Source organism: Allobosea lathyri, assembly GCF_900108245.1.
Taxonomy (GTDB): domain Bacteria; phylum Pseudomonadota; class Alphaproteobacteria; order Rhizobiales; family Beijerinckiaceae; genus Allobosea; species Allobosea lathyri.
Genome location: NZ_FNUY01000004.1, coordinates 198,563 through 225,283, shown reverse-complemented (window position 1 = coordinate 225,283; position 26,721 = coordinate 198,563). Strand labels below are relative to the sequence as shown.

Genomic DNA, 26,721 nt, shown 5'->3' with positions numbered 1-26,721 from the left:
CTCGGTCATCAAAGGTGCACGTCTCTGCGCCGGTCGCCGAAAGCCGGCGTCGCCGCGTCCGCACCTATTCTCGTCCCCGATACGCAAATGCACGTCGCCACGCGTGATGGGGCGACGTGCTTCAGGGGCTGGTCGTCGACAGGAGGCGCAGTCGATGATGCGACCCTTGTCAGTTTAGTCTTCGAGGGTCGCCATCAGCAGGCCGATGCGGCAGCCCTTCTCGTATTCGGTGAGATTCACGTATTCCTTGATAGTGTGGATCTCGGCCTGGCCGGCGCCGATGGTGATCGTCGGAACGCCGTGCTTGTCGAACCAGTTGGCGTCGAGACCGCCATTCGAGAACAGGTAGACCGGCTCGATGCCCAGCGCTGCCAGCGCTTTGGAGGCGCGCTTCACCACCGGCGCGTCCTTGGCCAGTTCGAAGGGCGGATAGGCCGGCGTCTGAGTGAAGGTGACCTCGGCGGTGTCGCCCTCATGGTCCACGACGGCGGCCTTCGCCTCGGCGAAGGCCTTCTTGTAGCCATCGGCGATCTTAGTCGCGAAGGCAGCCTCGGGGCTGCGCGCCTCGCCCTTGATGTAGACGTAGTCGGTGACGACGTTCGTGGCGTCGCCGGCTGCGACCTTGCCAGCCTTGCCGCCGAAGATGCCGACATTGCTCGTGCCGCGGCCGTCTGATTTGACGACCTTGCCGAACCAGCCTGCACTGCGCGCCTCGGCCAGGGCCAGAGCCCCGACCATGGTGGCCGAGATGCCCTTTTCCGGCGCGACGCCGGCATGGGAGGCCCGACCCTTGATCTCGACTTCCCAGTTCTCCTGTCCGACCGCGCCGATGAGCAGTTCGGAGGCGAGTTGGCCATCGACATTGATGCACATGGCGGCCCCGCCGAGATCGGCCGGGTTCAGCTCGCGCGCGCCGTGCAGGCCGCTTTCCTCGCGGACGGTGAACAGCAGGGTGATCGGCGGATGGGGGAGCTTGTGCTTGATCAGGGTCTCGGCGAGCACGACCAGAAGCGCGACGCCGGTGCGGGCATCGCCGCCGAGTGCGGTCGTGCCGTCCGAGACGATGCGGTCGCCCTCGCGGCGGGGCTTGGCGCCTGCGCAAAGCGGCACGGTGTCGAGATGGGTGGAGAACAGCAGGCGCGGACCGGGTCGCGTACCCGGCAGATCGACGAAGAGGTTGCCGGTTTCGGTCGGCACCGGGATGCGCTTGTTGGCATCGTCGAAGCGGATCGCCGATGCCGGCACGCCGACCTTCTTCAGCGCGTCGCTGACGGCGGCCGCGATCTTGGCCTCCTGACCGGTGACGCCCTCGACCGACAGGAAGTTCATCAGGTGGTCGATGGCGGCTTCGACATCGAGGGGAAGAGAGGTGCTGCTCATGATATGCATCCGATCAATTGAGTGTTGCTGGATTTTTGGGCAGCTGGACCGGAGCCACAGCCGCCAGGGCAGTCACCGGGGTCACACTCCCCAGGGAGCGACCGGGGTCACAGGCCCCAGGGCAATCCAAGCCATTTCCAGGCGGCGAAGAGCGCGGTCCAGAGCACGAACATCCACATGACATAGGGCAGCATCAGCGAGACGATCGTGCCGACGCCGGCGGTCTTGTCGTATTTCTGGGCGAAGCCGACGACGAGCGCGAAATAGGCGTTGAGCGGGGTGATGGCGTTCATCGGGGAGTCGCCGACGCGATAGGCGGCGAGCACGGCCTCCGGCTCGACGCCGAGCTTCATCAGCAGGGGTACGAAGACGGGCGCGAAGATCGCCCATTTGGCGATTGCGCCGGTCAGCAGCAGGTCGATGATCGCGACAACGACGATGAAGCCGAGCAGCAAGGGCAAGGCGCCGATATTGGCCGATTGGAGCACGCCCGACAGGCTGAGCGCCATCACCGTGCCCATGTTGGTATAGGTGAAATAGGCGACGAACTGGCTGAGCACGAAGAACAGGAAGATCGTCCCGCCGAGGTTCTTGATCGACTTCTCGATCGCCGCGATCACCTCGGTCAGCGTGCGCAGGGTGCCGGCGCCGATGCCATAGGTCCAGCCGGTCGTCAGGAACATCAGCATGATCAGTGCGATGAGGCCGTTCATGAACGGCGAGTTGCCGATGAGTTCACCCGTTGTCGGGTTGCGCAGCGGCGCGCCGGCCGGAATGGTGAGCAGGCAGAAGACCACAATCAGGCCAAGCAGGCCGAAGCCGGCGAAGCGCAGTCCGCGCGACTCCTGCTCGGACAGCGTGGCGCCCTGCTCTGTGGTGGTGCCCTCGGCCGCCAGCTTGGGATCGTATTTGCCCAGGCGCGGCTCGATCATGCGGTCGGAGATGAAGGCGATGATGACCGTGAGGAACAGCACCGAGGCGATCGAGAACCAGACGTTCGAGGCCAGGCCGATCGACCTGCTGGGGTCGACGAGATGGGCGGCGTCATTGGTGAACTCGACCAGAACGGCGTCGAGCGGCTTGATCAGCATGTTGACCGTGAAGGCGCCGGCCACGGCGGCAAAGCCCAGCGCCAGGCCGGCGAGAGGATGCCGGCCGACGGCGAGATAGGCGATGCCGGCAAGGGGGATCAGGACGAGATAACCGGCATCGGCCGCGATGCTGGCGAGGATGCCGACGAAGGAGAGGATGTAGGTCAGGGCCCAGCGCGGCGAGACGATGACGAGTTTGCGGATCAGCGCCGTGACGAGGCCGGATTCCTCGGCAACGCCGGCGCCGATCATGGCGACGATCATGAGCCCGACTGCAGTGAAGCTCATGAAGTTCGGGATCAGCGAGGAATAGATGAAGCGAATGCCTTCAACGTTCAGCAGGCTGCGTATCGCCGTCGTCGCCGTCTCGACCTTGTGCGTATCGGGATTGATGCGCTCGAAGGTGACGGCCGCTCCGAACGCGCCGAGCACGGCCGACAGGCCGATGACGATCGCAATCAGGATCAGGAAGATGACCACGGGATGGGGAACCATGTTCCCGACCTTCTCGACCGTATCGAGAAATCTCTGCATCACGGTCTTTGACGCTACGTTTCCCGTGGCCATTTCTTGTCTCTCCTTGAGCCAAACAATTCCGCGCCCGGGGGCTGCGACAAGACAGATGTGCCGCCGAAGCGGATGCTCCAGCTGACGATGCGGCGAACTTAGCCCTCTGCGCCGGCGGAGCATCGGCACAGAATCCCAAAACGTGGGCCGCCTGTCCCAAAGTTGGGAAGGCGGCGAGGTTTGGTGCAGTTGCCCGCGCTTGCGGAAGCGTCCGGCTGGTTCCCGCGCATGGCATGGGATAGGCTTTGCCTTGTTCCGGCGACCCGGTATCGGGCTTGCGCCTCCCGCTTGGGCTCTCTAACGCGGCTGGGACGGTGGATTTGACGATGGCGGGCCGAGACGGCGCGAGGGAGCGGCACATGAAGGATGACGGATCGCAGTCGTGCTGCCCTTCAAGCGCCGAACACGCCTCGTATCTCGCTGTTCTCGCCGCGTGATGATGCGTGACGCTGCCCTTTCTTGGTCCAGGCGCTTTGCAGGCGTCGCTGTCGTGGTGGTCGTCGCCGGTTGCGCTTCGGCGCCCAGGGGGATGCTTCAGCCCGTCGCGCCGGCCGCTGGGACCGACAGCGTCAACATGCTCGCCGCGACCACGCGAGCGCCTTCCGACGAGGCTGGCGTCCTGTTCAGCGGGGATCGCGGCCCCGGGGTCTCCTTCAGCAATATCGTCGTCTCGATTCCCAGGGATCGCGAAGTCGGCACCATCCAGCTGCCTCGTTCCGTCCCGGGAAACGCTGCCACGGATTTCGTCGTCACGGCGGAGAGGCCGGTCGCCAAGGCCGACCTTGCCAAATGGTTCGCGAAGGCTGGTGGGCGCAAACGGCGGGTCTTCGTCTTCGTGCACGGCTTCAACACGCCGTTCGACCGGGCAGTGTTCCGTTTTGCGCAACTTACTCATGATGCGGATGCGATGGCGGCTCCGGTGCTGTTCTCCTGGCCTTCGCGTGGTCGATTGCTCGACTACAAGCGCGATTTCGATAATGCCTCCTACTCGCGCAGCGACCTTGCCTACCTCCTGAAGACCGTAGCGAATGGTTCGGCCGTCAGTGAAGTCGTCATCCTCGCGCATTCCATGGGAAGCTGGCTTGCGATGGAGGCGGTGAAACAGATCGCCCTTGAACAAGGCGGCGTTCCCAGAAAGATCAACAACATCATCCTGGCTTCACCGGATCTCGATGTCGGTGTTTTCCGCCGGCAAGTCGAGGATATGGGGCCGCGACGCCCGCAGATCACGCTGTTCGTGTCGCAAAACGACAGGGCGCTCCAACTGTCGCAGTTCCTCTCGCAAGGCTCGGCAAGGCTCGGCGCGATCGACCTGTCGCAAGACGAATATCGGCGGCAGCTTGCAAGCCTCAACGGCATCACGGTCCTCGATCTCAGCGCCATTCGGGCCGGCGACAGGATCAATCACGACCTCTTTGCCGCCAGTCCCGATGCGGTCCGCCTCATCGGCGACCGGCTGATCCAGGGCCAAGTCATCACCGATACGGATGTCTCGGTCTCGGCCATGGCGGCGGAGACGATCGGGTCGGCGGCTGGGTTGGTCGTCTCCGCGCCGATCCTGGTTTTCAACGCGGCCGCGGAGCGCTAAAGTCATCGGGAGCGCGACAATACAGGTCGCAAAGGAACCATCGAAGCGAGAGAGCAACGATGGCGGTCAGAACTTGACAAAAAGCGTATTTCTAGCGTCACAGTTTCTTTAGCACACTTGCAGTCATCGTCTCATCGTCGGTAGCCGAGCGCCTAGACTGCCGCGACATCCTTGAATGGAGCCCATCGTGCCGAGTGTCTCGCTTTCAGACCCAGCGCCATCGATCGGAACGTTTCTGGTTCAGGATTTCTCGACCAGGGATCTGCCGTTGCAGGACCAGTTCGACGCCTGGCGCGATCTCATGGCCGATCTCATCGAACTCCGCCCGGTGCCTGGGGCGACGACGGATTTCCTGGCTGATTTTTCGTCATGGAGCTTTGGAGACATCGTCTTCACGCGCGCCTTCTTTCCCGGCACCTCGGTGCGCCACTGGCGGCACAGGCCGAAATCCCATCTGGACTATTGGTGTGTCGTGCTGGCGCGGACGTTCTGCGACGATCGGCCTGCTTCGCCGCTATCCCTGAATCCGTCCCTGGACTCGCTGACCTTCCGGTCGCTGGCGATGCCGTTCGAGGGACAGGCGTCCGATACCGAAGTGCTCACGCTCTACCTGCCCAGAGATCTCCGCGGAAACGACATGCGCGATTTCGAGCGCGCGCATGACATGGCGGTCAGCCCCCAATTCGCGGTATTGCTGGCAGGCTACATGGACACTCTGGCCCGCCAGTTGCCCCAGATTCCGCCTGAGCATGCCCAAAGCCTTGCCGCGCCGACGCGTGCGCTTGTGGCCGCTTGCATCGCGCCTTGCCTCGAGCGCGTCGAGGCGGCGGATGCGCCGCTGTCTTCCGTCATGATCGAGCGAGCGCGGCTTGTCGTGCGGCGAAACATGGCGTCGCCCGAGTTCGGCCCGGAGCGGTTGCGCCGGCTGCTGGCCGTTTCCCGGTCAAAGCTCTATCGACTGTTCGAAAGCAGCGGCGGGGTTGCTCACTTCATCAATCGCGAGCGTCTGCGAGAGGCGCATCGTCGCCTCAGCGCCCATCCTGACGCGCTCTCCATCCATCTGGTTGGGAACGAGGTGGGCTTCGGCGACCATTCGACCTTCAGCCGCGCCTTCAGGCGGGAATTCGGCTACAGCCCGAGCGAGGCGCGGGACCGGGCCTTCAGCAAGCTTTCTGCGACGCAGGACGTCTTCCACGCATAGATTGACGCTGCGGAAGATCGGGCATAGTTCGCTTGGTCCGCGCAAACACCGCATTATCGGCAGTCCGACGAGCATGGAATTTATCGTATGAGCCGGGCCACGGGACGGCTCTCGTTTCTCTATGCGGCTCTTTTCTTCGAGCTTGGCGTCAATCTGCCGTTCTTTCCGCTCTGGCTGCGCGCTTCGGCACTTGAAGACAGCGTCATCGGGATCGTGCTCGCCGCGCCGCTGCTGACGCGCATCGTCGCGAACCCGATCGTTGCGGCTTTCGTGGACCGCACGGGGCGGATGGCGGCGGCACTGGTCGCCTGCTCGGTGCTGGTCGTGCTCGGAACCGCGCTGCTCGCCTTCGCCCATGGCTTTGTCCAGATCCTCCTGCTGGTGGTCGTGATCGCTTCGGCCCAGGGGCCGCTGATCGCCTTGACCGACGCGGTCACGCTGCGGGTGCTGAGCCGGCTGCATGCGGCCGAGCTGCGCTATGGGCGCATCCGGCTTTGGGGCTCGGCAGGCTTTGCGCTGGCCAATATCGTGGCCGGGTGGATGCTCGACTGGCTTCCGACCTCGTCGATCATCGGCATGCTCCTGATATCCGCGCTCGTCACCGCACTTGCCGCCATCGCCATTGCCGGAGTGAGGGCGCCCGAACTGGCGCCGTCCGCGACGATCGCGGTGGGACGGCTGGACCGGCCGTGGCTGCTGGGCTTCACGATTGCCGGGGCAGCGCTGGTGCAGGCGAGTCATGCCGCCGTCTATGCGTTCAGTGCGCTGCATTGGCAGAGCAGCGGGATGTCGGGAGCCGCGATCGGCGGTCTTTGGGCGGTCGGGGTGGTCTCTGAGATCGTGCTGTTCAGCGTGGTCGGACATGCCCTTATCGGCTCGGCCGCGCTGCTGCTGGGGAGTGCAGCCATCGCAACGATCCGCTGGAGCGGAATGGCGCTCGATCCGCATCTGGGCTTTCTCGTCGGGCTCCAGCTGCTGCAGGGCGTGACCTTCGGGATGACGCATCTCGGCAGCGTCTTTCTGCTCGCCAGGCTCGCGCCGGCCTCGATGCTTGCGCAGGTCCAGGCGTGGATGGCCGCCGGTTGGGCTGGTGCCATGGCCGTTCTGATGTCGCTTTCCGGCTATCTCTATGGATCCTGGGGCGAGCAAATCTACTGGCTGATGGCCATTGCTGCCGGAGCCGGCTTCCTGCTGCTGCTCCCTGTCGCCATCTCACAGGCGCGGGAGGGCGCAAGCGAACCCCGGCCAGCATGACGGTTCGGCTTCGCATATTTCATCCGGCAGCGGCTCGTCCCAAGATTGGGATGAGCAGCGCAGGATTGGGATTCTGAGCTAATCCGCGCCTTGGGGACAGTTGGTACCGTCCTTTCCCACCGTCCGGAATGGTTGGCGCGACGGAAGCGTTGTCTAGCGCCCGAGGCCCACTGCCTCTGTCTCGCGGTCGCCGGAGGAAGAACAGTATGCCCTTTCTGGAACTGCGAAGGAGCCGGGCTCGCCCAGCCGGTTGGGCCGACGCAATGGCCTCGGCGCATGCTCCTGCTGCCGCAGCGAGTTCGTCCATGACGGTTTCGACCGTGTCGCGCGCCATGGCGTTGACGGCCGTCGCGCTCCTCTGCGCTGCCTGCCAAAGCGAGGCGGAAGCACCGCCGCCGCCCGTGCGCCCCATCCGCACGATCACTGTCGAGCAACCACCTGCCGCGGCCGATATCAGCTTTGCCGGCCATATCGAGGCCAAGGACCAGACGGCGCTGTCCTTCCGTATTTCCGGCCGCTTGGCCGAGCGGGCGGTCGGTGTCGGTGCCACGGTTCGGGACGGAGACCTGCTCGCGCGTCTCGACCCGGAGAACGAGCTCAACGCGCTGCGCTCCGCCCGGGCGGCGCTTACGGCGGCGCAGGGCTTCCTGCGGCAGGCCGAGAACCAGTATCAGCGGCAGAGCCACCTGCTTCAGCGCAATGTGACGACGCGCGCCGATTTCGAAGCCGCCGAGCAGGCGCGCATCGCGGCGCAGGCGCAGGTGGAGGCCGCACAGGCCCAGGTCAAGACGGCCGAGGATGTCGTCAGCTTCACTTCCCTGAAAGCCGATGCGCCGGGCGTCGTGACCATGATCGGGGCCGAGCCCGGCGAAATCGTTCCGGCTGGCCGCATGGTCGTGCAGCTGGCGCGACGCGACGGGCGCGATGCCGTCTTCGAGGTGCCGGCTGACGTGATCCGCTCGACTTCGCCCGAAGCGCAGGTGGTCGTCAGCCTTGCCGGCGACCCCAGCGTGACAGTGCGCGGCCGTGTGCGGGAGGTCTCGCCGCAGGCCGACCCTGTGACCCGCACCTTCCGCGTCAGGATCGGCCTGATCGACCCGCCGCCGACCTTCCGGCTGGGCACCACCGTCACGGGCACGATCCGCGGCAGCGAGCTTTCGGCTATCGCTATTCCGGCGACGGCGCTTACCCGGCGTGGACCCGACACGGGCGCCTGGATCGTCAATCCGCAGAGCCTCACCGTGTCCTTGCGCAAGCTCGACGTGCTCAGCGCCGACCCCGCCACGGCCTTGATCCGGAATGGGCTCCAGCCCGGCGACGTCATTGTGACCGCCGGGGCGAATCTCCTGCAGGACGGCCAGGCCGTGCGGCTGACCGGGACGGAACCGCGATGACTTTCAACCTCTCGGACTGGGCGCTCAAGAACCGCTCGGTCGTGATCTATTTCATGATCGTGTCGGTCGCCGCCGGATTGCTGGCCTATTACCGGCTGGGCCGGAACGAGGATCCGTCCTTCGTGATCAAGACGATGGTGGTCTCGGCAGCCTGGCCCGGCGCGACCATGGATGACACGCTGAAACAGGTCACGGAGCGTCTCGAGCGCCAGCTCGAGGAAACGCCCGGGCTGGATTCCGTTCGCAGCTATACGACGCCCGGCGTGACGACGATCTTCGTCGACTTGAAGCAGTCGATCCCGGCGCGCAAGGTTCAGGACACCTGGTATCAGGTTCGCAATCTCGTCACCGATATCCGCCACACGCTGCCGACGGGAACGCTCGGTCCCTTCTTCAACGACCGCTTTGGCGACACCTTCGGCATCATCTACGGATTCACCGCCGACGGCTTCACCGGCCGCGATCTGCGCGACCATGTCGAGGCGATCCGTTCGCGATTGCTGCTGGTTCCCGACGTCTCGAAGATCGAGATCATCGGCGCGCAGGACGAGAGGATCTTCGTCGAGTTCTCGGTGCGCGAGCTGGCCAATCTGGGCATCGACCGCAGCGCGCTGCTCGCAGCCCTGCAGAGCCAGAACGTGGTGCGCCCGGCCGGCACGATCCAGACGCAGGACGAGAAGCTCTCGGTGCGCGTCTCCGGTGCCTTCCAGTCGGAAGCCGACCTTCTCAACGTGAACTTCCCCGTCGGCGACCGCATGGTCCGGCTCGCCGACATCGCCACGGTTAGGCGTGGCCATGCTGACCCGCCCCAGCCGATGTTCCGCGTGAACGGGCAGGATGCGATCGGCCTGGGCATCGCCATGCGGGATGGCGGCGACATCCTGGCGCTTGGCCGCAACGTCAAGAAGGCGATGGCGGAGGTCACCGCCAATCTGCCCGTCGGCATCGAGCCGCGCCTTGTCGCCGATCAGGCCGTGACGGTCGATCACGCCATCGCCGATTTCATGACGTCGCTTTGGCAATCGATCGGCATCATCCTTGTCGTGAGCTTCGTCAGCCTGGGCGTGCGAGCCGGTCTCGTCGTCGCGCTGTCGATTCCGCTGACGCTCGCCATCGTCTTCGCCGGCATGCTCGTCGTCGGCATCGACATGCAGCGCATTTCGCTGGGCGCGCTGATCATCGCGCTGGCGCTTCTGGTCGACGACGCGATGACCACGACCGACGCCATGGTGACGCGGCTTGCCGCGGGCGACGAGAAGACCAAAGCCGCGACCTATGCCTTCAAGCGATATGCCGTGGCGATGGCGGCTGGTACGCTGGTGACGATCGCCGGCTTCGTGCCGATCGGTTTTGCCGCGAGTTCGGCGGGCGAATACACGTTTTCGCTCTTCGCCGTGGTCAGTATTGCGCTCGTCGTTTCCTGGTTCGTCGCGGTGATCTTTGCTCCCGTGCTCGGCGTGGCGATGTTGTCGTCACCGAAGCCGTCATCGGCCACGGCCGAGCCCGGACGCGTGGTGACGCTGTTCAGGAAGACGCTTGCCGGCGCGATCCGGGTGCGGTGGATCACGATCGCGGTGACGCTCGTGCTGTTTGCGGCCTCGGTGCTCGCTTTGCCGCTGGTGCCGCGGCAATTCTTCCCGGCGTCGGACCGGCCTGAATTGCTGGTCGACCTGACGCTGCCGCAGAACGCGTCGATCTACGCTAGCCAGGAGCTTGCAACGCGGCTCGATGCGACGCTGAAGGGCAATCCCGATGTCGATCGCTGGAGCACCTATGTCGGGCGCGGAGCGATCCGGTTCTATCTGCCGCTGAACGCCCAGCTGCCCAACGACTTCTTCAGCCAGGCCGTGATCGTCGCCAAGGACGTTCCGGCGCGTGACCGGCTGCAGGCGAAGCTCGAGGCGTTGCTGGCCAACGACTTCCCGAATGTCGTCGGGCGCATCTATCCGCTGGAGCTCGGGCCGCCGGTCGGCTGGCCCGTGCAGTACCGTGTCAGCGGGCCCGAGATCGCGGAAGTTCGCTCGATCGCGATGAAGCTTGCGCAGGTTGTGGCCGCGAATCCGAAGGCCGAGCAGGTCAATTTCGACTGGATCGAGCCTTCGCGCGAATTGCGGCTGCGCGTCGATCAGGATGAGGCGAGGCGCCTTGGCCTGAGTTCGCAGGCGCTCGCGGCGATCCTCAACACCGTGGTCTCCGGCACGGTGGTGACGCAGGTTCGCGACGATATCTATCTCGTCGATGTCGTGGTGCGGGCGCAGGATGCGGAGCGTGTCTCGCTTGCGACGCTGCGGACGATGCAGGTTGCGCTGCCCGGTGGCCGCTCGGTGCCGCTGTCGCAGTTCGTCACCTTCAGTTATGGCCAGGATGCGCCGCTGATCTGGCGTCGAGATCGCCTACCCAACCTCACCGTGGCGGCCGATGTCGTGCCCGGCATTCAGCCCGATGCCGTCGTCTCCGCGCTCGCGCCGGCTATCGAAAACCTCCGGAAGACCCTGCCGCCCGCCTACAGCATCGAGGTCGGCGGAACGGTCGAGGAGAGCGCCAGTTCGCAGGCCTCGGTCATCGCGGTGGTGCCGGTCATGCTCCTAATCATGCTCACGGTGCTGATGGCGGAGCTGCGCAGCTTCAGGCGGCTCGCGATCGTCCTCAGCATCGCCCCGCTCGGTCTCATCGGTGTGGTCGGCGCCCTGCTGATTTCCAACAAGCCTCTGGGCTTCGTGGCGCTGCTGGGCGTCCTGGCGCTGATCGGCATCATCACCAAGAATGCGGTGATCCTGATCGGCCAGATCGAAGAGGAACGCTCGAACGGCAAGAGCGTGACGCAGGCGGCGCTCGATGCGAGCACGACCCGTTTTCGGCCGATCGTGCTGACGGCGATATCCACGGTGCTCGGCATGATCCCGATCGCGCCGACCGTGTTCTGGGGGCCGATGGCCTTCGCGATCATGGGTGGTCTGCTCGTGGCGACCGTCCTGACCCTTATCCTGCTGCCCACGCTTTACGTTGCCGTGTTCGACAGGGCTTCGAGCACGCCGAGCAAGACCACGACCAAAAACCAGACCCCGACCAAAAACAAGACCCGGGCTGCGGGCGTTGCGGGAGTTCCCTCGACATGAAGCTGATCCCGACAATTCTTGCCGCGTCACCTCGTGCCAAGACATTTGGCCGGGAAATCGTCCGGCCTGTGACCGCCATGGCGCTTGTCCTTGCGTTGGCGGCTTGCGGCCAAAACGAGCCGGCTCCGCCGACGGCCGCCAGGCCTGTGCGCGTCGCCACGGTCGAGGAGAGCAAGCTTGCCAACGACACGAAACTGACCGGCGAGATCCAGGCCGAGAAGAACGTAGCGCTGGGGTTCCGGATCGGTGGTCGCGTCAGCGAGCGGCCGGTCAATGTCGGGGACCGTGTCGCAGCCGGTCAGGTTGTTGCTCGGCTGGACCCCGTGATCGAACGGAATGCCCTCAATGCGGCGAAGGCGGCCTTGACGGCTGCCAGGGGAGAGGTCGGTACGGCGCGCAACACGTTCGAGCGCCAGGAACGGTTGATGGCGCAGGGCTTCACGACCCGCCCGCGCTTCGACCAGGCGCTGCAGGCGCAGGAGACCGCGCAAGCCCAGCTCGAAAATGCCGAGGCTCAGGTCGAGCTGGCTCAGGACCGCCTCGGCTTCACCGAATTGCGGGCCGATGTCGCCGGCGTGGTGACGGCCCGCAGCGTCGAGCCCGGCGAAGTCGTTCAGGCCGGACAGGTCATCGTGCAGGTGGCGCGCGATGACGGGCGCGATGCTGTCTTCAATGTGCCGGCCCGTCTACTCGAGGCGAAAACGGGCGATGCGACGATCCGGATCGCGCTCGCAGAAGACGCTTCGGTAACCGCCTATGGCCGGGTGCGTGAAGTCGCGCCCCAGGCCGATCCGGTGACGCGCACCTTTCAGGTAAGGGTCGGGCTGATCAATCCGCAGGAGGCAATGCGGCTGGGATCGACCGTGACCGGTACGATGGAGCTCACGTCCGCCGCGATCGTCGCTATTCCGGCGAGCGCATTGGCCCAGTCGGGCGTCTCTCCCGCCGTCTGGATCGTCGATCCCACCAGCTCGACGGTCTCGCTCCGGAACGTCGATGTGCTGCGCTTCGATCCCAACCGCGTCATCGTCTCGCAGGGGCTTGAACCCGGCGAGGTGATCGTCACCGGCGGCATCCAGGCGCTTCATGTCGGTCAACGCGTTTCGCCGCTTCCGGAACCGAAAGCCGGAGCCGGCCGCAGCGCTGCTGCCGTCTCGCCGCCGACCCGTCCGCCTTCGTGACGTGCGGGCGGCCCGATCAGGGCAGCATCTCCCGAGAGGCGTAGCCGTTCCCGGCGAAACCGATTCACCTCCAATCAGTGCAGTGTTTTCTTCGCGGAGGATTTGATGGAGATAGTCCCCGCCGTTGGCGATGCTGCAAGGCTCAAGACGGAATTTCTTGTCCTGGGCGTTTTCAGCTCGGGGGCGCTGACCGGATCGGCGCGGGCGGTCGACGATCTCACGGAAGGCCGGATTGCCCTGATCTTGAAGCGGGGCGAGCTTGGAGCTGCGGCCGGCGCGACCTTGCTGGTCCAACATCTGCCGGGATCCTTCGCCACTCGCATTCTGCTTGTCAGCCTGGGAAAAGCGGAAACCTATTGCGATCGCGCCTATTGGAAGGCGCTTGCCGCGACAGGCAGGGTTCTGGTCCAGAACGCCACCACCGAGGCGGTGGTCACGCTGGCAGAAATCGATGTTCCCGGCCGCACGCTGAGCTGGCGGGTGCAGCAGGCCGGGCATGTCGTTGCCGCCGGCAGTTCGGCTTTCGCGTTGCCCGACATGGAGACCGGCCGGACGGTCCGGCGGCGGCCTGTCTGCCACGTCATGCTGCTGATCCCGCAGACGCTGACCTCGGAGCTCGTCGGGGCGCTGCGCCAAGGCGTTGCGGTGGCGGAAGGGGTCGCGCTGGCCAAGAACCTGGGCAACCTGCCGGCGCGAATTTGCACGCCCGCCTTTCTGGCGAGCACGGCCATAGCGATGGGAGGCGAATTCGGATTCAATGTCGAAATCCTGGAGCGCCCGACCGTCGCGATGCCTGGCTCGGGGCCGTTTCTTTCGGCCGAAGGCGGCGTGGCAAAGCCCTGCAAGCTCATCGTGATGCGATGCAACGGGCGGCGGGTGAAGAGCAGACCCATCGTGCTCGTCGGGAAGGGCATCAATATCGATGACAGCGCAGGCCCATCGGGATCGCTGGCAAGCCCGGACGCATTGACCTTCGATATGCGCGGTGCCGGCAGCGTGCTGGGTGCGATGCGAACGGTCGCGCGGCTGGGCTTGCCGATCAATGTCATCGGCCTGATCGCCACGGCGGAAGGCACGCGACGGCGGCAAGTCGCGCATTCCGGCGACCATGTTGCGTCGCTTCTTCGTCAGGCGACCGAAACCCTTAGCGATGATGCGGAGGGTTGGCTGCTGCTCGGGGATGCGCTGACCTATGCCGAGCATTTCCGCCCGGCCTGCGTGATCGATGTCGCTGCGTTGACGGAGGCCTGTGTAGTTGCGCTCGGCTCCCATGCCAGCGGCCTCTTCGCCAATGACGATGCCCTTGCAGCAGAGCTTCTGAAATGCGGCGCCGTAGCGGGCGATCGCGCCTGGCAGCTTCCCCTCTCCGACGAGGATCCCGAGCAGATCGACAGCGATTTTGCCGATCTGAGCCATCTCGGCCCGTGCGCGGTCGATGCGATCACGGCCGCGAGCTTTCTTGCCCGGTTCGCGCGGGCGTACCCCTGGGCGCATCTCGACATTGCCGGCACGGCCTCGATTTCGCGCGACACGAAGGTCTCGACCGGAAGACCGGTTCCCCTGCTGGCCGAATTCCTGATCAGGCGCGCGGCCGAAGCTGCGTGAAAGCGCAGGACATCTTTTCCCCTCTTACCCCCCAAGCAACGGAGTTTTCCCATGAGTGATCTGGTCTTCATCGCCTTCCCGACCGAGCAGAAAGCCGAGGAGGTTCGCCAGAAGGTGCTTTCGCTGCAGCGTGAGTACCTCATCGAACTGGGCGACGCGGTCGTCGTGGTCAAGGACGAGGCCGGGCGCATCAAGCTCAACCAGCTGATGAACCTGACAAGTGCGGGTGCGGCCTCGGGCGCCCTGTGGGGTACTTTGGTCGGGTTCATCTTCATGATGCCGCTTCTGGGAACGGCGCTCGGCGCGGCTTCGGGCGCGCTTGGCGGCAAGCTCAGCGATGTCGGCATCAACGACCAGTTCATGAAGGATGCCGCCAGCGCGCTGCAGCCGAATACGGCGGGGCTCTTCCTCCTGATCCGCAAGATGACGACCGACAAGGTCCTCGCCGATCTCAAGGGCGTCGGCGGGGTCCTGATGTCGACCTCGTTCGACGAGACGAAGGAAGCCGCGCTGCGCGAGGCACTCGCAGTGTCCGCGGGCACCGTCGAGGCGTCCCCGGCGACGACATGACCGAAGGGTGGGCGGCGTCATCCGGAGGCGAGCCTCCGTACTGGCCGGTCGGCGCTGCCCGACTGGATGACTTCCGCCCGCTCCTGCCGGCTGAGGAGGAGGTCGTGGCTCGCCTGCTCACCGGCACTTTCGACCGTCTCGGAGATGGCTCGCGACCGGAAAGCGCGGATCCCGCACGGGCGATCCGCGCGCCGTTCCTGCGATTCCTCATGCTCGGGGGAGAGCAGGGCTGCCGGCCGCATGAGAAGGGCGTCAGGGTCAGTGGTGCGTGGATTACGGAGGTGCTCGATCTGGAGGCCTGCCGTGTCTACCGCGACATCGGCCTGAACGATTGCCATTTCGAAGCCGCGCCTATCCTGAGGGCGGCGATCATCAACCGGTTGTTTCTCGATGGTTCGTCATTTCCCGGGCTTCAGGCGGAGCGGCTGGAGGCGCGCGGCGGCGTCTATCTGCGCGGCGCGCAGGTCAATGGCGAGGTCAACCTGTCCCAGTCGCGCCTCGGAGGCAATCTCGAATGCGACGGAGCGACGATCCGCACCACGCGCGGCTTTGCCCTGACTGCGCAGGGGATCGAGGTGCGAAATCTGCTGGCGCGGGGTGCCCATCTCCGCGGCGGAATCAATGTGTCGGGTGCCCAGCTGGCGGCTGATTTCGACTGCGCGGGCGCGACCGTCACGAGCCCCGAAGGCGTCGCGATCGATGCCAGCGAGATCGACATTCGCGGCAGCGCCGTGCTGCGCAGCGCGCGGGTCGACGGTGAAGTGCGCATGGTGGCTTCGCTGATCAACGGCGATATGGATTGCAGCGGCGCCGTTCTCGGCAATCCCGGCCAGCACGCGCTGGAGATCAGCCGCACCGTGATCAAGGGAGCATTCTTCCTGCGCCGCGAGGCTCAGGTGAACGGCACGTTGGCGATGACGGGCGCCTCGATCGGCACCATCCACGACGATGCGTCCTGCTGGCCTAAACTCGGCGATCTGCTGCTGAACCGTTGTCGCTATGGGGCCTTCATCGACGCCCCCGTCGACGCCGAGAGCCGGCTCGACTGGCTGGCCCGGCAGACGCCGGCGCGTTGGGGCGAGGATTTCTGGCCACAGCCCTACGAGCAGCTCGCATCCGTCTTTCGCGAGATGGGGCATGGCGAGGATGCCCGCGCGGTCCTGATCGTCAAGGAACGGTTGCAAAGGCGGGCGCGCCGCGCGCGGGCGAAGAACCCGGTGTGGCGCGCGGCCCTGACCGCGCTGGACGGCGTCCTGGCGATCACGCTCGCCTATGGCCGCCAGCCGTTGCTTGCCTTCGTCTGGCTGATCCTGTTCTGGGGCGCCGGCGTCGCGGTGTTCGCGCATGCCGAACGCCAGGGCGCCTTCAAGCCCAACAGTGCCGTCGTCCTGCGCGCGCCGGAATGGACGCTGTGCGGGCTCGACAGGTCCGAGGAGCGCGTCCTCGTTGCCAATCGCCAGGCGGCATCGGGACTGGCCACAGGGGGACAGACGCAGCTTGCCTGCTTCCGGCAGCAGTGGGAGGCGTCGAGCTATCCGGAGTTCAATCCGTGGATGTATTCGCTCGACACGTTGCTGCCGGTGCTCGACATGGGTCAGAAAGCCTTCTGGCGTCCCAATCCAACCGAGCCCGGCGGTGAGCTCGCGCTCGGCTATTTCTATTTCCAGTCGATCGTGGGCTGGGCATTGAGCCTGCTGGCGGTTGCCGGCTTTTCGGGGCTCGTGAAGTCGCCATGACCCAGCAGACTTTCCAGAACAGCAAAGTGAGGATGCCGTGACAAAGCCCGCTTCGCCTGCCGACATCGCTGGAGTCAGCCGGGAGCGCGAGAAGCGGTCATCGCTGAGCATCGACCTTGCCTTGCAGGGTGGCGGCGCGCATGGCGCCTTCACATGGGGCGTCCTTGACCGGGTGCTCGAGGAGGACTGGCTGACCATCAACGCGATTTCGGGCACCTCGGCGGGGGCGATGAATGCTGCCGTGCTGGCCTCGGGATACGCCCAGGCCGGGCGCGAGGGCGCACGTCAGGCGTTGGAGATTTTCTGGCGCAAGGTCTCGGAAGCCGCTCAGTTCAGCCCGTTCCAGCGCAGCCCGCTCGATGTGCTGCTCGGCCGCTGGACGCTCGACAACTCGCCGCTATTCGTGGCGATGGACCTGATGTCGAGGGTCGTGTCGCCCTACAGCTTGAACCCGGGCGGCGCGAATCCCCTGGCTGATATCCTCGCCGATGTCATCGATTTCGGCAGCCTCGGCGCCAGCCCGATCAAGCTCTTCGTCACCGCGACCAATGTGCGCACCGGCAGAGGACGCGTGTTCCGGAACGCCGAGATCACGCCCGACGCGCTTTTGGCGTCGGCCTGCTTGCCGACGCTGTTCCAGGCGGTCGAGATCGACGGCGAGAGCTATTGGGACGGCGGCTATTCCGGCAATCCGACGATGACACCGCTGATCCGTGACAGCGACGCGCTCGACACGATCCTGGTTCAGATCAACCCGGTCGAGCGTCCCGAGACACCGCGTACGGCACGAGACATCCTCAACCGGCTCAACGAGGTCTCGTTCAATGCCGTGCTGCTCAAGGAGCTCCGGATGATGGCGCTGCTGCGCCAGAAGGCCAATCCCGAGAGTGGGGAGGGCGCCCGCTGGGCCGGCATGCGCATTCACCGGATCACCAGCGATGCGATGGCGGAGCTCGGCTATTCCTCGAAGCTCAATGCCGAGTGGGACTTCCTGACCATGCTTCGCGAGGAAGGGCGACGCTCGGCCGAGGCGTTCTATCGTGAGCACAAGGATGATATCGGCAAGAGGTCGACGCTCGACCTCGACGAACTCACCGAAGGTATCTGACACCCGATCGCCACAGCCGGCTGCCGGACCGCGTCCCCCGCCGGCACCCTCTCGAAACAGCGTCACCAGGAATGAGCATGACAAGCGGTAAAATCTATCAGAGCGCGCAGGTTCTGATCGCGATGATCCTCGCGATAGCCGCCTTGTCGGTAGCCAGTTCCGTCTTCGCGCCGGTTGCGTTCGCGCTTTTCATCATCGCGCTCGTCTGGCCGTTGCAGAAGCGTCTGAAGGCGGTCCTGCCGGCGATGCTGGCGCTGGCGATCAGCGTCGTGGTCATGGTCGTCACCTTCGTCGCCTTCGGATCGCTGATCGTCTGGGCATTCGGCCGGGTCGGCCGGTGGATCGTCAGCGATGCCGCCCGATTCCAGCACTTCTACGACCAGACAACTGTCTGGCTCGAAGGGCATGGCATCGCGGTCGCGGGCGTCTGGTCCGAGAACTTCAACGTCAACTGGATGTTGCGCACGGCGCAGACCATCAGCGGGCGCCTGAACAGCACGATGAGCTTCTGGCTGGTGGTGCTGGTCTATGTGATCCTTGGGCTGCTGGAGGTCGATGATTTCGGCAAGAAGGTGCGCGGCATGGGCAATCGCGACGTCGGCCGGGTCCTTCTCGACGGCAGCACCTCCACCGCCACCAAGATCCGCCGCTACATGCTGGTCAGGACGTTGATGAGCGTGATGACCGGCCTGCTCGTCTGGGGCTTCGCCAAGCTCGTCGGTCTTCAGCTCGCGGCGGAATGGGGCTTCATCGCCTTCCTGCTGAACTACATTCCCTTCATGGGGCCGCTGATCGCGACCGTGTTCCCGACGGTGTTCGCGATGGCGCAGTTCGAATCCTGGCAGGCGGTGATCGCAGTCTTCGCCTGCCTCAACCTGATCCAGTTCATCGTCGGCAGCTATATCGAGCCGCGCGTTGCGGGCAGCGCGCTCTCGATCTCACCCGCGATGGTGCTGTTCTCGGTGTTCTTCTGGACCTATCTGTGGGGCGTATTCGGCGCGTTCATCGGCGTGCCCATCACCATCGCCCTGCTGACCTTCTGCGCACAGCATCCATCGAGCCTTTGGGTCGCCGAGCTGTTCGGCTCGCCAGGCAAGGACGGGCAACCGGCGCAAGGTCAGCAAGGCGTGACGGATCCGGTCAGCCCGGCATGATCTCGATGTGCTCTGGTTTCAACAGCGCAAGGCCGCCATCGGCCGCCGGCGCCAGCGTGTGGATGTAGAAGCCGGTCGGCTCGTCATCCGTCGCCTCCATGACCGGCGAGGGGGCCGAGATGATCTTCAGCTGGCCGCAACGCCCGATCCAGTCGATGTGGCGGTGCCCGTGCATCGCCACGATCCGGCTGGAGAGCGGCTTGAGCAGGCGCACGAACCGGCTGCCATTGATCAGCGCGGTGCCGATGCGCTCGGAGAACGCTTTTGCCGGCATCGGGTATTCCACCGGATGATGATGAAGCGCGATGATCCACTTCGCCCCGGGAAATTGCGGGAGAATGGCGAGTACGGCGCGCATGTCTTCCTCGGAGACCAGTCCGAGCGCGTTGGTGAAGGAGAAGTTCGTCTCGGCATTCGAGTTGAGGAGCACGAGACCGAGCCCGTCCACCTCGGACGGCGGCAGTATCATCGGGAATGCATCGTCCCATAGGCGGGACAGGCTGGACGAACTTCGTCGGCTCCCGATATCGGCGAAGGCCGCGATGGCCTCTGCATGGGGCTGCAGCATCTGCGACAGGCTGGGACCCAGCTGCGCCTTGGGCTTGTCGACGATGCGAACCTGATCGCCCTGAAGCGCTGTCATGGCGGACAGGGTGCGCATCTGGCGCAGCCGCTTGCCCGGGCTCGCCGGCAGTTCCATGCGGGCCGGATTGGCGCGGTCGACGATGTTCACGTCGTGATTGCCGGGAATGATGAAGGTCCGCTGCGCCAGAGCGGGATATCCCGCGATGGCTTCGAGGAATTCCGCCCATTCTGAAGATCGGCCTGCATCGGTCATGTCGCCGGTGATCAGCACGAAATCCAGCGGGTCGTTCGCATGGATCGCGTCGAGCCTTTCGAGCACGCGGGCAAAGCGTTCATTGCCGCGCGGGCCGGCGCGGCCGCTTTCGATGCGGAAACCGTAGCGCTCGCCGACGGCATGGACGTCGGAGAGATGCGCGACCCGCCAGCGCCGGGCCGATCGGGGAGCTTCGTCGAAGTCGACGATGTCGCGCGGCTGGTCCATCGTCGCATCGGCCAGACCCCAGACCAGCGAGGCGGCCGCCAGATAGGCGCCCATCAGCACGAGCGTGTTGGCCAGAGCGGGAACGACCAGCCGCAGGGGCTGGGCGAGGTCCGCGATCTCGCCCGACCAGCGTGTAGCGGGCCAGGCTATCAACGCCATGCCGGCGGCGGCGGCGCAGGCGCCGAGGCCCGCGCCCAGAGCTGTTGCCGCGCGAACGCGCGCGCGCCTGTCCTCGCTTGTTTCAAGGCCGAGAAAGCGTTCCGCGAGATGGCGCAGGCCTTCGCGGCACAGGGTGTAGCCAGGCTGTACGACAAGCGAGTTCAGCGACCAGAAACTCAGTTCGGCGGCGCGCAGGAGCGGCCTGAAACCATACCAGCTGGCGGCAGCGAGCACAGCGAGGATGATGAGCGGTCCGATGCCCGCCAGCGCCACGATCCGGTCCGACATCGTCGAGAACCAGGCGGTGGCGACCAGCGGCGCGAGGCCGAGCAGCACGGCTGGAACGAGGGCGAGGATGATCCAGGATAAAGCGAGCTTGGGAAGGTTGATTTCGCCCAGCAGCGTCCCCGCGATCGCCAGGAGCGATCGCTTCTTGGTGCTGCTGGCATCGTCTTCCGCGTCGCCGGCCTTGGGCTCGATGATCATCTTCATCGGGCGCGACTGCCGCAAGTCGCCGCGATACGCGCCTCTGGATCTCGAACTCTCATCGCCTTGACCTTCAGAGCAGTGTTCGGGCGGCGGGGCCGATCTGGAGATGGCCTTGCGCCAGTACCGGCCCGGAGGCCTTGCGGACGATCTGGCGCAGAGCAGGGCGAAAGCTGCAATCGCTTCTTCGGGCTGCCTTTGGACAAATCCGGAAAATGGGACACCGGGCACAGAAGTGAGACATGAGGCTGATGCCCCCAATCAGGGCAGATGCTACCCTTTGCTTGGGTATACAAGATATGATTGGCGAATAAATCTATTCGCTGTTCGATTATCTGGGCACGCTCCAGCGTATATTCGAGTTTATAATCCTGAAAGCCCTGCCCGTCCGGGAGGCAGGCAGGAATTCCGGGCTGCTCATTGGCCCTGACGAGCGTGACGTTTCTCTATCGAGGCCGCCGGCTCCTGGGTCTCCTCAACGCCCTGTCGATGATGGATCAAGATGAACGCGGTCACCGGAGCAAGAGATCGGACTGCACTGTTTGCGCTTCTTGTCCGGGCGGCCGGCTTTCTGGTGCTCTGGATCGTCCTGATGGGTCCGTCGCTCAAAGACCTCCCCCTGGGCATGGTCGCGGCTGCGGCTGCCACCTGGGCAAGCACGGCGCTCTGGCCGTCGGACAGTGATGTGTCGGTGGTCGGCGTCGGGCGCTTCGTCCTGCGTTTCCTGCCCCAGTCGGTCGCGGCTGGCGTGGATGTCGCGCGGCACGCCTTCAAGCCCAGCCTCGATCTGGAACCGGGCTTCGCGACCCATCGAACTGCGCTGCCGCCCGGCATGGCCAGGGGCGGCCTCTGTGCCGTGATGAGCCTCCAGCCTGGGAAGCTGCCGGTTGCGGTGGCGCGGGATGGCACGATCGAAGTCCACTGCCTCGATGTCCGGCAGGCTGCGGCCGGGCCGATGGCGGCGGATGAGGCGGCCTTTACGGGGATGCTGCGAGACGGGATGCGCAATGCCTGATTTTCTGACCGGGGCGGCAGTATTCATTCTTGTCGTGACGGGGCTTGGCCTGTTCAGGGTGCTGCGCTCGCAGGTCGCGGTCGAGCGGATGATGGCGGTTCAGCTGCTTGGCACTGGTGGTGCTGCCGTCATCCTGCTGCTCGGGACGGCAACGGCTTCGGACGCGCTGACCGATGTCGCCCTGCTGCTCATGCTGCTCTCCGCTTTTTCCTGCGCGGCCTTCACGCTTGGGCAGTCGTCTTCAGCGACTGCGACCGAGCGTGCGGAGGAAAAGCCATGACCGGCTTTGTAGACGCCTTCACCGTGCTTGCGGTCGGCAGCGGCGCGATTTTCTTTCTGGCGGGCACGCTGGGCCTGCTGCGCTTCCCCGATACGCTGAGCCGCCTTCACGCGCTCAGCAAGGCGGATAATCTTGGTCTGGGCCTGATCGTGATCGGTCTGCTGCCCCATGCGACGAGTGTTTCGGCGGGGCTGAAACTGGCCTGCGTCTGGTTGCTCGCGCAGCTTTCGGCGGCGACGGCGAGCCAGCTGATCGCGGGTGTCGCCCGCAATCGTCGGCCGCGCGCATGAATGCGCTGCTCGATGTCGTGCTCGTCGCCGGGCTGCTCGCGCTTGCGCTGCATGTTGCCAGGGCGCGAGACGACCAAGGCGCCATCGTCGGGTTCATCGCATTCGGGTTCCTGCTCGGGCTGGGCTGGGTGCGTCTTGCCTCGATCGATGTGGCCTTGACCGAGGCGGCGATCGGGGGCGGCGTGACCGGGCTCCTGCTGCTCCGGGTCGAGGCGCATACGCGTGACAGCAGCGCTCCGGACCGGACCGCGCGTCCCATCACGATCGCTGCCGCTGCCGTGCTCTGCATAGCGGTCACGGCAGGGCTGGCTTTCGTCATACTCAATCTTCCCTCGCCGCCGCCGACGCAGGCGCCTGCCGCCGCAGCGGCGCTTGACGCGACCGGCCTGGAAAACCCGGTGACGGCGGTGCTGCTTGCCTATCGCGCGCTCGATACGCTGTTGGAGAAGGTCGTCCTGATCCTGGCGCTTGTGGGCGTATGGTCGCTTGCCCCGGACCATCTCTGGGGCGGTGCCCCGGAGCTGCGCCCGGCCGTGGTTCCCGAGCCGTTGAGCTATCTTGCGCGCGTACTGCCACCCTTCGGCGTGCTCATTGCCGTCTACATGTTCTGGGTGGGTGCCGACGCGCCCGGCGGCACCTTCCAGGCCGGCACGATCCTCGCCGCCATGTGGCTGCTCGTCATGCTCGCGGGCTTGCGGGCTGCGCCCGATACCAGGCGGGTCACGCTGCGGCTCCTCCTGATTGTCGGTCCGGCAGTCTTCCTCGCCGTCGGCTTTCTCGGATTTGCCATGGCGGGCGGCTTCCTCGCCTATCCCGCAGGCGCGGCCAAGCCGATCATCCTCGGCATCGAGGCGGCGCTGACGCTCTCCATCGCCGTGACGCTGGGCATGCTCGTTTCGGGGCCATCGAAGAGGGCGCCGACCTCGTGATGTCGTCCATCTCCAACCCCGCCACGCTGTTTGGTCTGTGCGGTGCTGCGCTCGTCGGCATCGGCCTGTTCACTGTGATTGTGCATCCCGGCCTGCTACGGCGGATCGTCGGGTTCAATATCCTGGGCGCCGGCATTTTCCTGATCTTCGGCGCGGTTGCGCGACGGGGAGCGGGGGCGGGTTTCGAGGGCGATCCGGTGCCTCAGGCGATGGTGATCACCGGCATCGTCGTCGCCTTTTCGGCGACCGCGCTTGCGGTTGCCATGCTGCAGCGCCTGTTCGATCTGACGGGGCGCGCGACGCTCGAGCCTCCGGCGCCGGAAGGCCGGCCGGGGAGCGAGACATGAGCGCGCTCGCCAATGCTCCCTTCTATGTGACGACATCCGGCGGCTATCTTCTGGTCCTCGCGATCATCCTGCCGGCGGTGGCCGTGCTGGCGATGCTGCTGGTCCCTCCGCGCCATGTCGCGCGCATCGCCTTTGCAGTCATGGCTGCGGGGCTGGCGGTCGCGCTCGTCATCGTTGCCGAGCTGGTCGGGACCGGCATGGCGCTCGCTTACGTCGTGGGAGGCTGGCAGCCGCCGCTGGGGCTCGCCCTGCGTGCCGACGGGCTGTCCGCCGCGATGCTGGCGATGACCGCCGTCGTGATCTGCGCCACCGGCCTTTTCGCCCGTTTTCATCAATGTCTGGAGCCCGAAACGCAGGATGGCCGGGCCGCCACGACATTCTGGCCGCTGCTGATGGCGATCTGGAGCGCGCTGAACGCGATCTTCGTCGGCGAGGATCTGTTCACGCTTTATGTAGCCTTGGAACTGCTGACCTTCGCCGCCGTGCCGCTCGTCTGCCTCGATGGCCGCGCCGAGACGATCGCCGCCGCGTTGCGCTATCTCATGTTCGCGCTGCTGGGCTCGCTGCTCTATCTGCTTGGGGCGGCGCTTCTCTATGGCGTGTTCGGGGCGCTCGACATCCATAGCCTGTCGCGCCTCGACGGGGGCGCTCCGGCTGTCACCGTGGCGCTGGGGTTGATGATCGCTGGCCTTCTCGCCAAAGCGGCCCTGTTCCCGCTCCACCTCTGGCTGCCGCCGGCCCATGCCGGAGCTCCTGCGGCCGCGAGTGCGGTGCTGTCGGCGCTGGTGATCAAGGCGCCGGTCTTTCTGATCCTGCGCCTGGTGCTGGATGTCGCTCCGTCCTCGGCAGGTCCGCTGGCCGGGCAGATATTTATCGGGCAGATCCTTATCGGGCAGATCCTGGCGGTCCTCGGGGCCTCGTCAATTCTGTTCTGCAGCGTCATGGCGTTCCGGCAGCAGCGCCTTAAGCTCATGATCGCCTATTCGACGGTGGCGCAGATCGGCTACCTCTTCATCGTCTTTCCGCTTGCGGCGGGCACCGAGACACTGCCGGCCTGGGGCACCATCGCCTGGACTGGCGGGGCGCTTCAGCTGGTGTCGCATGCGCTGGCCAAGGCTGCCATGTTCATGGCCGCCGGCGCCGTTGCCGAGGCTTTCGGTCACGACCGCATCTCCGATCTCGGCGGCTTCGGACGCATTCTCCCGATCAGCGCGCTGGCTTTCGGGCTGGCGGGGCTGTCGCTGATGGGTCTGCCACCCAGCGGCGGTTTCATCGCCAAATGCCTGCTGCTCACGGCCGCCGTCACCGGCGGCCATCCCTGGCTTGCCGCGACGATCCTGGCAGGCGGGTTGCTGGCAGGTGGCTACGTCTTCCGCATCGTCGACCGCGCGCTTGCGACGCCGGCGGTCGAGCTGGTCGCGCGCCGGCCGATTCCGCGCCGGCTCGAAGCCGTTGCGCTGGTGCTGGCGCTGGCGGCGGTCGGGGTGGGTTTCGTGCCGCTGCAGCCTTTCGGATTCCTGCAGCTGGGTCGACCCGCCGTCAGCGCGATGGTGGCGCCATGAGCACCGCCGGCCTGCTCGTGGCTGCGACACTGCTCCTGCCGCTTGCGATGACGGCTCTCTGTGTCATCTCGGCATTTCGAGCGCGCGCATTGTCACTGCTCGTTCTCGCGCCGATTCCGGCACTGATGGCGGCGCTGTGGGCGCCGGAGGGAACGCTCGTCTTCTTTCCGGCGCCGTTCCGGATGACCCTGACGCTGGACCGGCCCGGCGCTCTGCTGCTCGGAGGAGCGGCCCTTCTGTGGAGCGCGGCCGGCGCCTTTGCTGCGGCCTATATGGCCGGCAAACCCCGGACGGCGGGCTTCGCCATCTGGTGGCTGCTGACACTGGCGGGGAGCCTCGGAACCTTCGTCGTCGCGGATATTGCGAGCTTCTATCTGGTCTACGGGCTGGTCAGTCTTGCCGCTTTCGGGCTCATCGCACACGAACAGACGGCGCGCGCGCAGCATGCCGGGACGGTCTATGTCGTGCTGGCCCTGGTCGGCGAGGCCTGTCTCCTGCTCGCCTTCGTGATGCTCGCCGCCGGCAGCCCCGAAGCCAACCCGCTGATCCGCGACGTCGTCGCCAAGCTGCCCTCGTCTCCGATGCGGGACGGTATCGTCGCCTTGCTGATCCTGGGCTTTGCTCTGAAGATGGGGCTCGTGCCGCTCCATGTCTGGCTGCCGCTCGCGCATCCGGCCGCGCCCATGCCGGCTTCGGCCGTGCTCAGCGGCGTCGTGGTCAAGGCCGGCGTGATCGGGCTGATCCGCTTCCTGCCGTTCGACTCCGGCCTGCCGGGTTGGGGCGCCGTCCTCATGCTCGTCGGCATCGTGACCGCCTATTACGGCGTGATCGTCGGTGTCACCCAGCTGCGCGCCAAGACGATCCTCGCCTATTCCACTGTCAGCCAGATGGGATTGCTCGCCGTTCTCCTGGGGATATCCCTGGGGGAGGGCGATCCCGGCGGGGTCAATCTCGTCGCCTATTATGGCGTCCATCATACCCTGGTCAAAGGCGGCCTGTTCCTCGCGGTCGGCATCGTCGCGGCGACAGGCGGGGCGCGGCTGCGCCCGGTGCTGCTGCTCACGGCCATCCTCGCGCTCAGCCTGGGCGGCCTGCCGCTGACGAGCGGCGCTCTGGCAAAGCTCGCCACGAAACCGACGCTTGGCTATGGCGCTTTGGGCATGGCGATGTCCGTCGCGGCGGCGGGAAGCACGCTCCTTATGCTGCATTTCATCGCGACTGTGGCTGGTGATGCCAGGGGGAATGCGGAGACTGTGGCGCCGGCAAGTGAGGTCGTGCCATGGCTCGTCGTCGCGCTCGCGGCGCTGGTGGTGCCATGGTCGCTCTATCCCGCTGTCTCCGGGGATCCCGCATTGAGCGCGCTGCAGCCGGATGCGATTTGGAAGCTGGTCTGGCCGATGGCGCTGGGCGGCGTCGCGATGTTGCTGCTGAGGCGGTTCCGGGCCGTGTCCGGCAGCATTCCAGAGGGTGATATCCTCGTCCTCGCGGAGCGATGCGGGCCGGCTGTTCGCCGGCTCGGTGTCGGTGTCGAGCACCTCGACGCTGGTTTACGCCGCTGGCCGGTCGCAGGGCTGCTGCTATTGTGCATAGCGATTGCGCTGGCAGGGTCGCTGATCGCTTGGCGCTGACCATGCGACACGCA

General features: G+C 65.7%; 21 protein-coding genes. 18 read left to right on the top strand and 3 right to left on the bottom strand.

What is annotated here, in order from left to right:
- Window positions 1-174: 174 nt before the first annotated feature.
- Together C4S73_RS11575 and C4S73_RS11570 are read right to left on the bottom strand one after the other, a co-directional pair.
- Entirely contained in the window at window positions 175-1,380 is a 1,206-nt protein-coding gene (locus C4S73_RS11575; protein ID WP_425290337.1) for a M20/M25/M40 family metallo-hydrolase, read from the bottom strand.
- A 107-nt stretch (window positions 1,381-1,487) separates the two neighbouring features.
- Window positions 1,488-3,038 carry an AbgT family transporter gene (locus tag C4S73_RS11570; protein WP_103872651.1) on the bottom strand — a complete coding sequence of 517 codons (1,551 nt, stop codon included), beginning with the start codon at window positions 3,036-3,038 and terminating at the stop codon, window positions 1,488-1,490.
- Window positions 3,039-3,567: 529 nt separating this feature from the next.
- Here C4S73_RS11570 and C4S73_RS11565 point away from each other — a divergent pair.
- The 11 genes from C4S73_RS11565 (at window position 3,568) to C4S73_RS11515 (ending at window position 18,945) form a co-directional block, all read left to right on the top strand.
- Window positions 3,568-4,626: an alpha/beta hydrolase gene (locus C4S73_RS11565; protein WP_244595563.1), complete on the top strand. Its 1,059-nt coding sequence runs from the start codon at window positions 3,568-3,570 to the stop codon at window positions 4,624-4,626.
- 187 nt (window positions 4,627-4,813) lie between these two features.
- On the top strand, window positions 4,814-5,827 hold the full coding sequence (locus tag C4S73_RS11560) for a helix-turn-helix domain-containing protein (RefSeq protein WP_160115741.1): 1,014 nt from the start codon (window positions 4,814-4,816) through the stop codon (window positions 5,825-5,827).
- An 87-nt stretch (window positions 5,828-5,914) separates the two neighbouring features.
- Window positions 5,915-7,081 (top strand): MFS transporter, encoded by a 1,167-nt coding sequence (locus C4S73_RS11555; RefSeq protein WP_103872649.1) that lies wholly within the window; start codon window positions 5,915-5,917, stop codon window positions 7,079-7,081.
- A 305-nt stretch (window positions 7,082-7,386) separates the two neighbouring features.
- Window positions 7,387-8,475: an efflux RND transporter periplasmic adaptor subunit gene (locus tag C4S73_RS11550; protein ID WP_103872648.1), complete on the top strand. Its 1,089-nt coding sequence runs from the start codon at window positions 7,387-7,389 to the stop codon at window positions 8,473-8,475.
- A complete protein-coding gene (locus tag C4S73_RS11545; protein WP_103872647.1) occupies window positions 8,472-11,591 on the top strand; it encodes an efflux RND transporter permease subunit in 3,120 nt (1,039 codons plus the stop codon). The genes C4S73_RS11550 and C4S73_RS11545 overlap by 4 nt, the downstream gene beginning before the upstream one ends.
- The gene (locus C4S73_RS11540; protein ID WP_244595562.1) at window positions 11,588-12,772 is read left to right on the top strand and encodes an efflux RND transporter periplasmic adaptor subunit; all 1,185 of its coding nucleotides are present in this window, start codon (window positions 11,588-11,590) and stop codon (window positions 12,770-12,772) included. The genes C4S73_RS11545 and C4S73_RS11540 overlap by 4 nt, the downstream gene beginning before the upstream one ends.
- A 105-nt stretch (window positions 12,773-12,877) precedes the next feature.
- Entirely contained in the window at window positions 12,878-14,377 is a 1,500-nt protein-coding gene (locus C4S73_RS11535) for a leucyl aminopeptidase (RefSeq protein WP_103872645.1), read from the top strand.
- Window positions 14,378-14,428: 51 nt separating this feature from the next.
- On the top strand, window positions 14,429-14,947 hold the full coding sequence (locus C4S73_RS11530) for a DUF1269 domain-containing protein (protein WP_103872644.1): 519 nt from the start codon (window positions 14,429-14,431) through the stop codon (window positions 14,945-14,947).
- A gap of 104 nt (window positions 14,948-15,051) precedes the next feature.
- Complete coding sequence (locus tag C4S73_RS11525; RefSeq protein ID WP_244595561.1) at window positions 15,052-16,683, top strand: bactofilin family protein; 1,632 nt, start codon at window positions 15,052-15,054, stop codon at window positions 16,681-16,683.
- A gap of 64 nt (window positions 16,684-16,747) precedes the next feature.
- Window positions 16,748-17,791 (top strand): patatin-like phospholipase family protein, encoded by a 1,044-nt coding sequence (locus C4S73_RS11520; protein ID WP_244595582.1) that lies wholly within the window; start codon window positions 16,748-16,750, stop codon window positions 17,789-17,791.
- A 71-nt stretch (window positions 17,792-17,862) separates the two neighbouring features.
- A complete protein-coding gene (locus tag C4S73_RS11515; RefSeq protein WP_425290336.1) occupies window positions 17,863-18,945 on the top strand; it encodes an AI-2E family transporter in 1,083 nt (360 codons plus the stop codon).
- Here C4S73_RS11515 and C4S73_RS11510 read toward each other — a convergent pair.
- Entirely contained in the window at window positions 18,932-20,662 is a 1,731-nt protein-coding gene (locus C4S73_RS11510; RefSeq protein WP_103872641.1) for a metallophosphoesterase, read from the bottom strand. The genes C4S73_RS11515 and C4S73_RS11510 overlap by 14 nt on opposite strands.
- 496 nt (window positions 20,663-21,158) lie before the next feature.
- On the opposite strand from C4S73_RS11510, the gene C4S73_RS11505 reads away from it, so the two are divergent.
- Genes C4S73_RS11505 through C4S73_RS11475 form a run of 7 tightly spaced genes read left to right on the top strand, consistent with a single transcriptional unit; the run spans window position 21,159 to window position 26,707 of the window.
- Window positions 21,159-21,671, top strand: a complete 513-nt coding sequence (locus C4S73_RS11505; RefSeq protein ID WP_103872640.1) for a Na+/H+ antiporter subunit E — start codon at window positions 21,159-21,161, stop codon at window positions 21,669-21,671.
- Window positions 21,664-21,951 (top strand): monovalent cation/H+ antiporter complex subunit F, encoded by a 288-nt coding sequence (locus tag C4S73_RS11500; protein ID WP_103872639.1) that lies wholly within the window; start codon window positions 21,664-21,666, stop codon window positions 21,949-21,951. Before C4S73_RS11505 ends, C4S73_RS11500 begins: the two co-directional genes overlap by 8 nt.
- Window positions 21,948-22,241, top strand: a complete 294-nt coding sequence (locus C4S73_RS11495) for a monovalent cation/H(+) antiporter subunit G (RefSeq protein WP_103872638.1) — start codon at window positions 21,948-21,950, stop codon at window positions 22,239-22,241. Before C4S73_RS11500 ends, C4S73_RS11495 begins: the two co-directional genes overlap by 4 nt.
- The gene (locus tag C4S73_RS11490; protein ID WP_103872637.1) at window positions 22,238-23,170 is read left to right on the top strand and encodes an MnhB domain-containing protein; all 933 of its coding nucleotides are present in this window, start codon (window positions 22,238-22,240) and stop codon (window positions 23,168-23,170) included. The genes C4S73_RS11495 and C4S73_RS11490 overlap by 4 nt, the downstream gene beginning before the upstream one ends.
- On the top strand, window positions 23,170-23,517 hold the full coding sequence (locus C4S73_RS11485) for an NADH-quinone oxidoreductase subunit K (RefSeq protein WP_103872636.1): 348 nt from the start codon (window positions 23,170-23,172) through the stop codon (window positions 23,515-23,517). Before C4S73_RS11490 ends, C4S73_RS11485 begins: the two co-directional genes overlap by 1 nt.
- The gene (locus C4S73_RS11480) at window positions 23,514-25,079 is read left to right on the top strand and encodes a complex I subunit 5 family protein (protein ID WP_103872635.1); all 1,566 of its coding nucleotides are present in this window, start codon (window positions 23,514-23,516) and stop codon (window positions 25,077-25,079) included. Before C4S73_RS11485 ends, C4S73_RS11480 begins: the two co-directional genes overlap by 4 nt.
- On the top strand, window positions 25,076-26,707 hold the full coding sequence (locus C4S73_RS11475; RefSeq protein ID WP_103872634.1) for a complex I subunit 5 family protein: 1,632 nt from the start codon (window positions 25,076-25,078) through the stop codon (window positions 26,705-26,707). Before C4S73_RS11480 ends, C4S73_RS11475 begins: the two co-directional genes overlap by 4 nt.
- Window positions 26,708-26,721: the final 14 nt, after the last annotated feature.

Bases quoted from the DNA above. Each gene is read 5' to 3' on its own strand.
- C4S73_RS11575 (WP_425290337.1), bottom strand. From the start codon at position 1,380: ATGAGCAGCACCTCTCTTCCCCTCGATGTCGAAGCCGCCATCGACCAC.
- C4S73_RS11570 (WP_103872651.1), bottom strand. From the start codon at position 3,038: ATGGCCACGGGAAACGTAGCGTCAAAGACCGTGATGCAGAGATTTCTC.
- C4S73_RS11565 (WP_244595563.1), top strand. From the start codon at position 3,568: ATGCTTCAGCCCGTCGCGCCGGCCGCTGGGACCGACAGCGTCAACATG.
- C4S73_RS11555 (WP_103872649.1), top strand. From the start codon at position 5,915: ATGAGCCGGGCCACGGGACGGCTCTCGTTTCTCTATGCGGCTCTTTTC.
- C4S73_RS11550 (WP_103872648.1), top strand. From the start codon at position 7,387: ATGACGGTTTCGACCGTGTCGCGCGCCATGGCGTTGACGGCCGTCGCG.
- C4S73_RS11545 (WP_103872647.1), top strand. From the start codon at position 8,472: ATGACTTTCAACCTCTCGGACTGGGCGCTCAAGAACCGCTCGGTCGTG.
- C4S73_RS11540 (WP_244595562.1), top strand. From the start codon at position 11,588: ATGAAGCTGATCCCGACAATTCTTGCCGCGTCACCTCGTGCCAAGACA.
- C4S73_RS11535 (WP_103872645.1), top strand. From the start codon at position 12,878: ATGGAGATAGTCCCCGCCGTTGGCGATGCTGCAAGGCTCAAGACGGAA.
- C4S73_RS11530 (WP_103872644.1), top strand. From the start codon at position 14,429: ATGAGTGATCTGGTCTTCATCGCCTTCCCGACCGAGCAGAAAGCCGAG.
- C4S73_RS11515 (WP_425290336.1), top strand. From the start codon at position 17,863: ATGAGCATGACAAGCGGTAAAATCTATCAGAGCGCGCAGGTTCTGATC.
- C4S73_RS11510 (WP_103872641.1), bottom strand. From the start codon at position 20,662: ATGAAGATGATCATCGAGCCCAAGGCCGGCGACGCGGAAGACGATGCC.
- C4S73_RS11505 (WP_103872640.1), top strand. From the start codon at position 21,159: ATGAACGCGGTCACCGGAGCAAGAGATCGGACTGCACTGTTTGCGCTT.
- C4S73_RS11500 (WP_103872639.1), top strand. From the start codon at position 21,664: ATGCCTGATTTTCTGACCGGGGCGGCAGTATTCATTCTTGTCGTGACG.
- C4S73_RS11495 (WP_103872638.1), top strand. From the start codon at position 21,948: ATGACCGGCTTTGTAGACGCCTTCACCGTGCTTGCGGTCGGCAGCGGC.
- C4S73_RS11490 (WP_103872637.1), top strand. From the start codon at position 22,238: ATGAATGCGCTGCTCGATGTCGTGCTCGTCGCCGGGCTGCTCGCGCTT.
- C4S73_RS11485 (WP_103872636.1), top strand. From the start codon at position 23,170: ATGTCGTCCATCTCCAACCCCGCCACGCTGTTTGGTCTGTGCGGTGCT.
- C4S73_RS11480 (WP_103872635.1), top strand. From the start codon at position 23,514: ATGAGCGCGCTCGCCAATGCTCCCTTCTATGTGACGACATCCGGCGGC.
- C4S73_RS11475 (WP_103872634.1), top strand. From the start codon at position 25,076: ATGAGCACCGCCGGCCTGCTCGTGGCTGCGACACTGCTCCTGCCGCTT.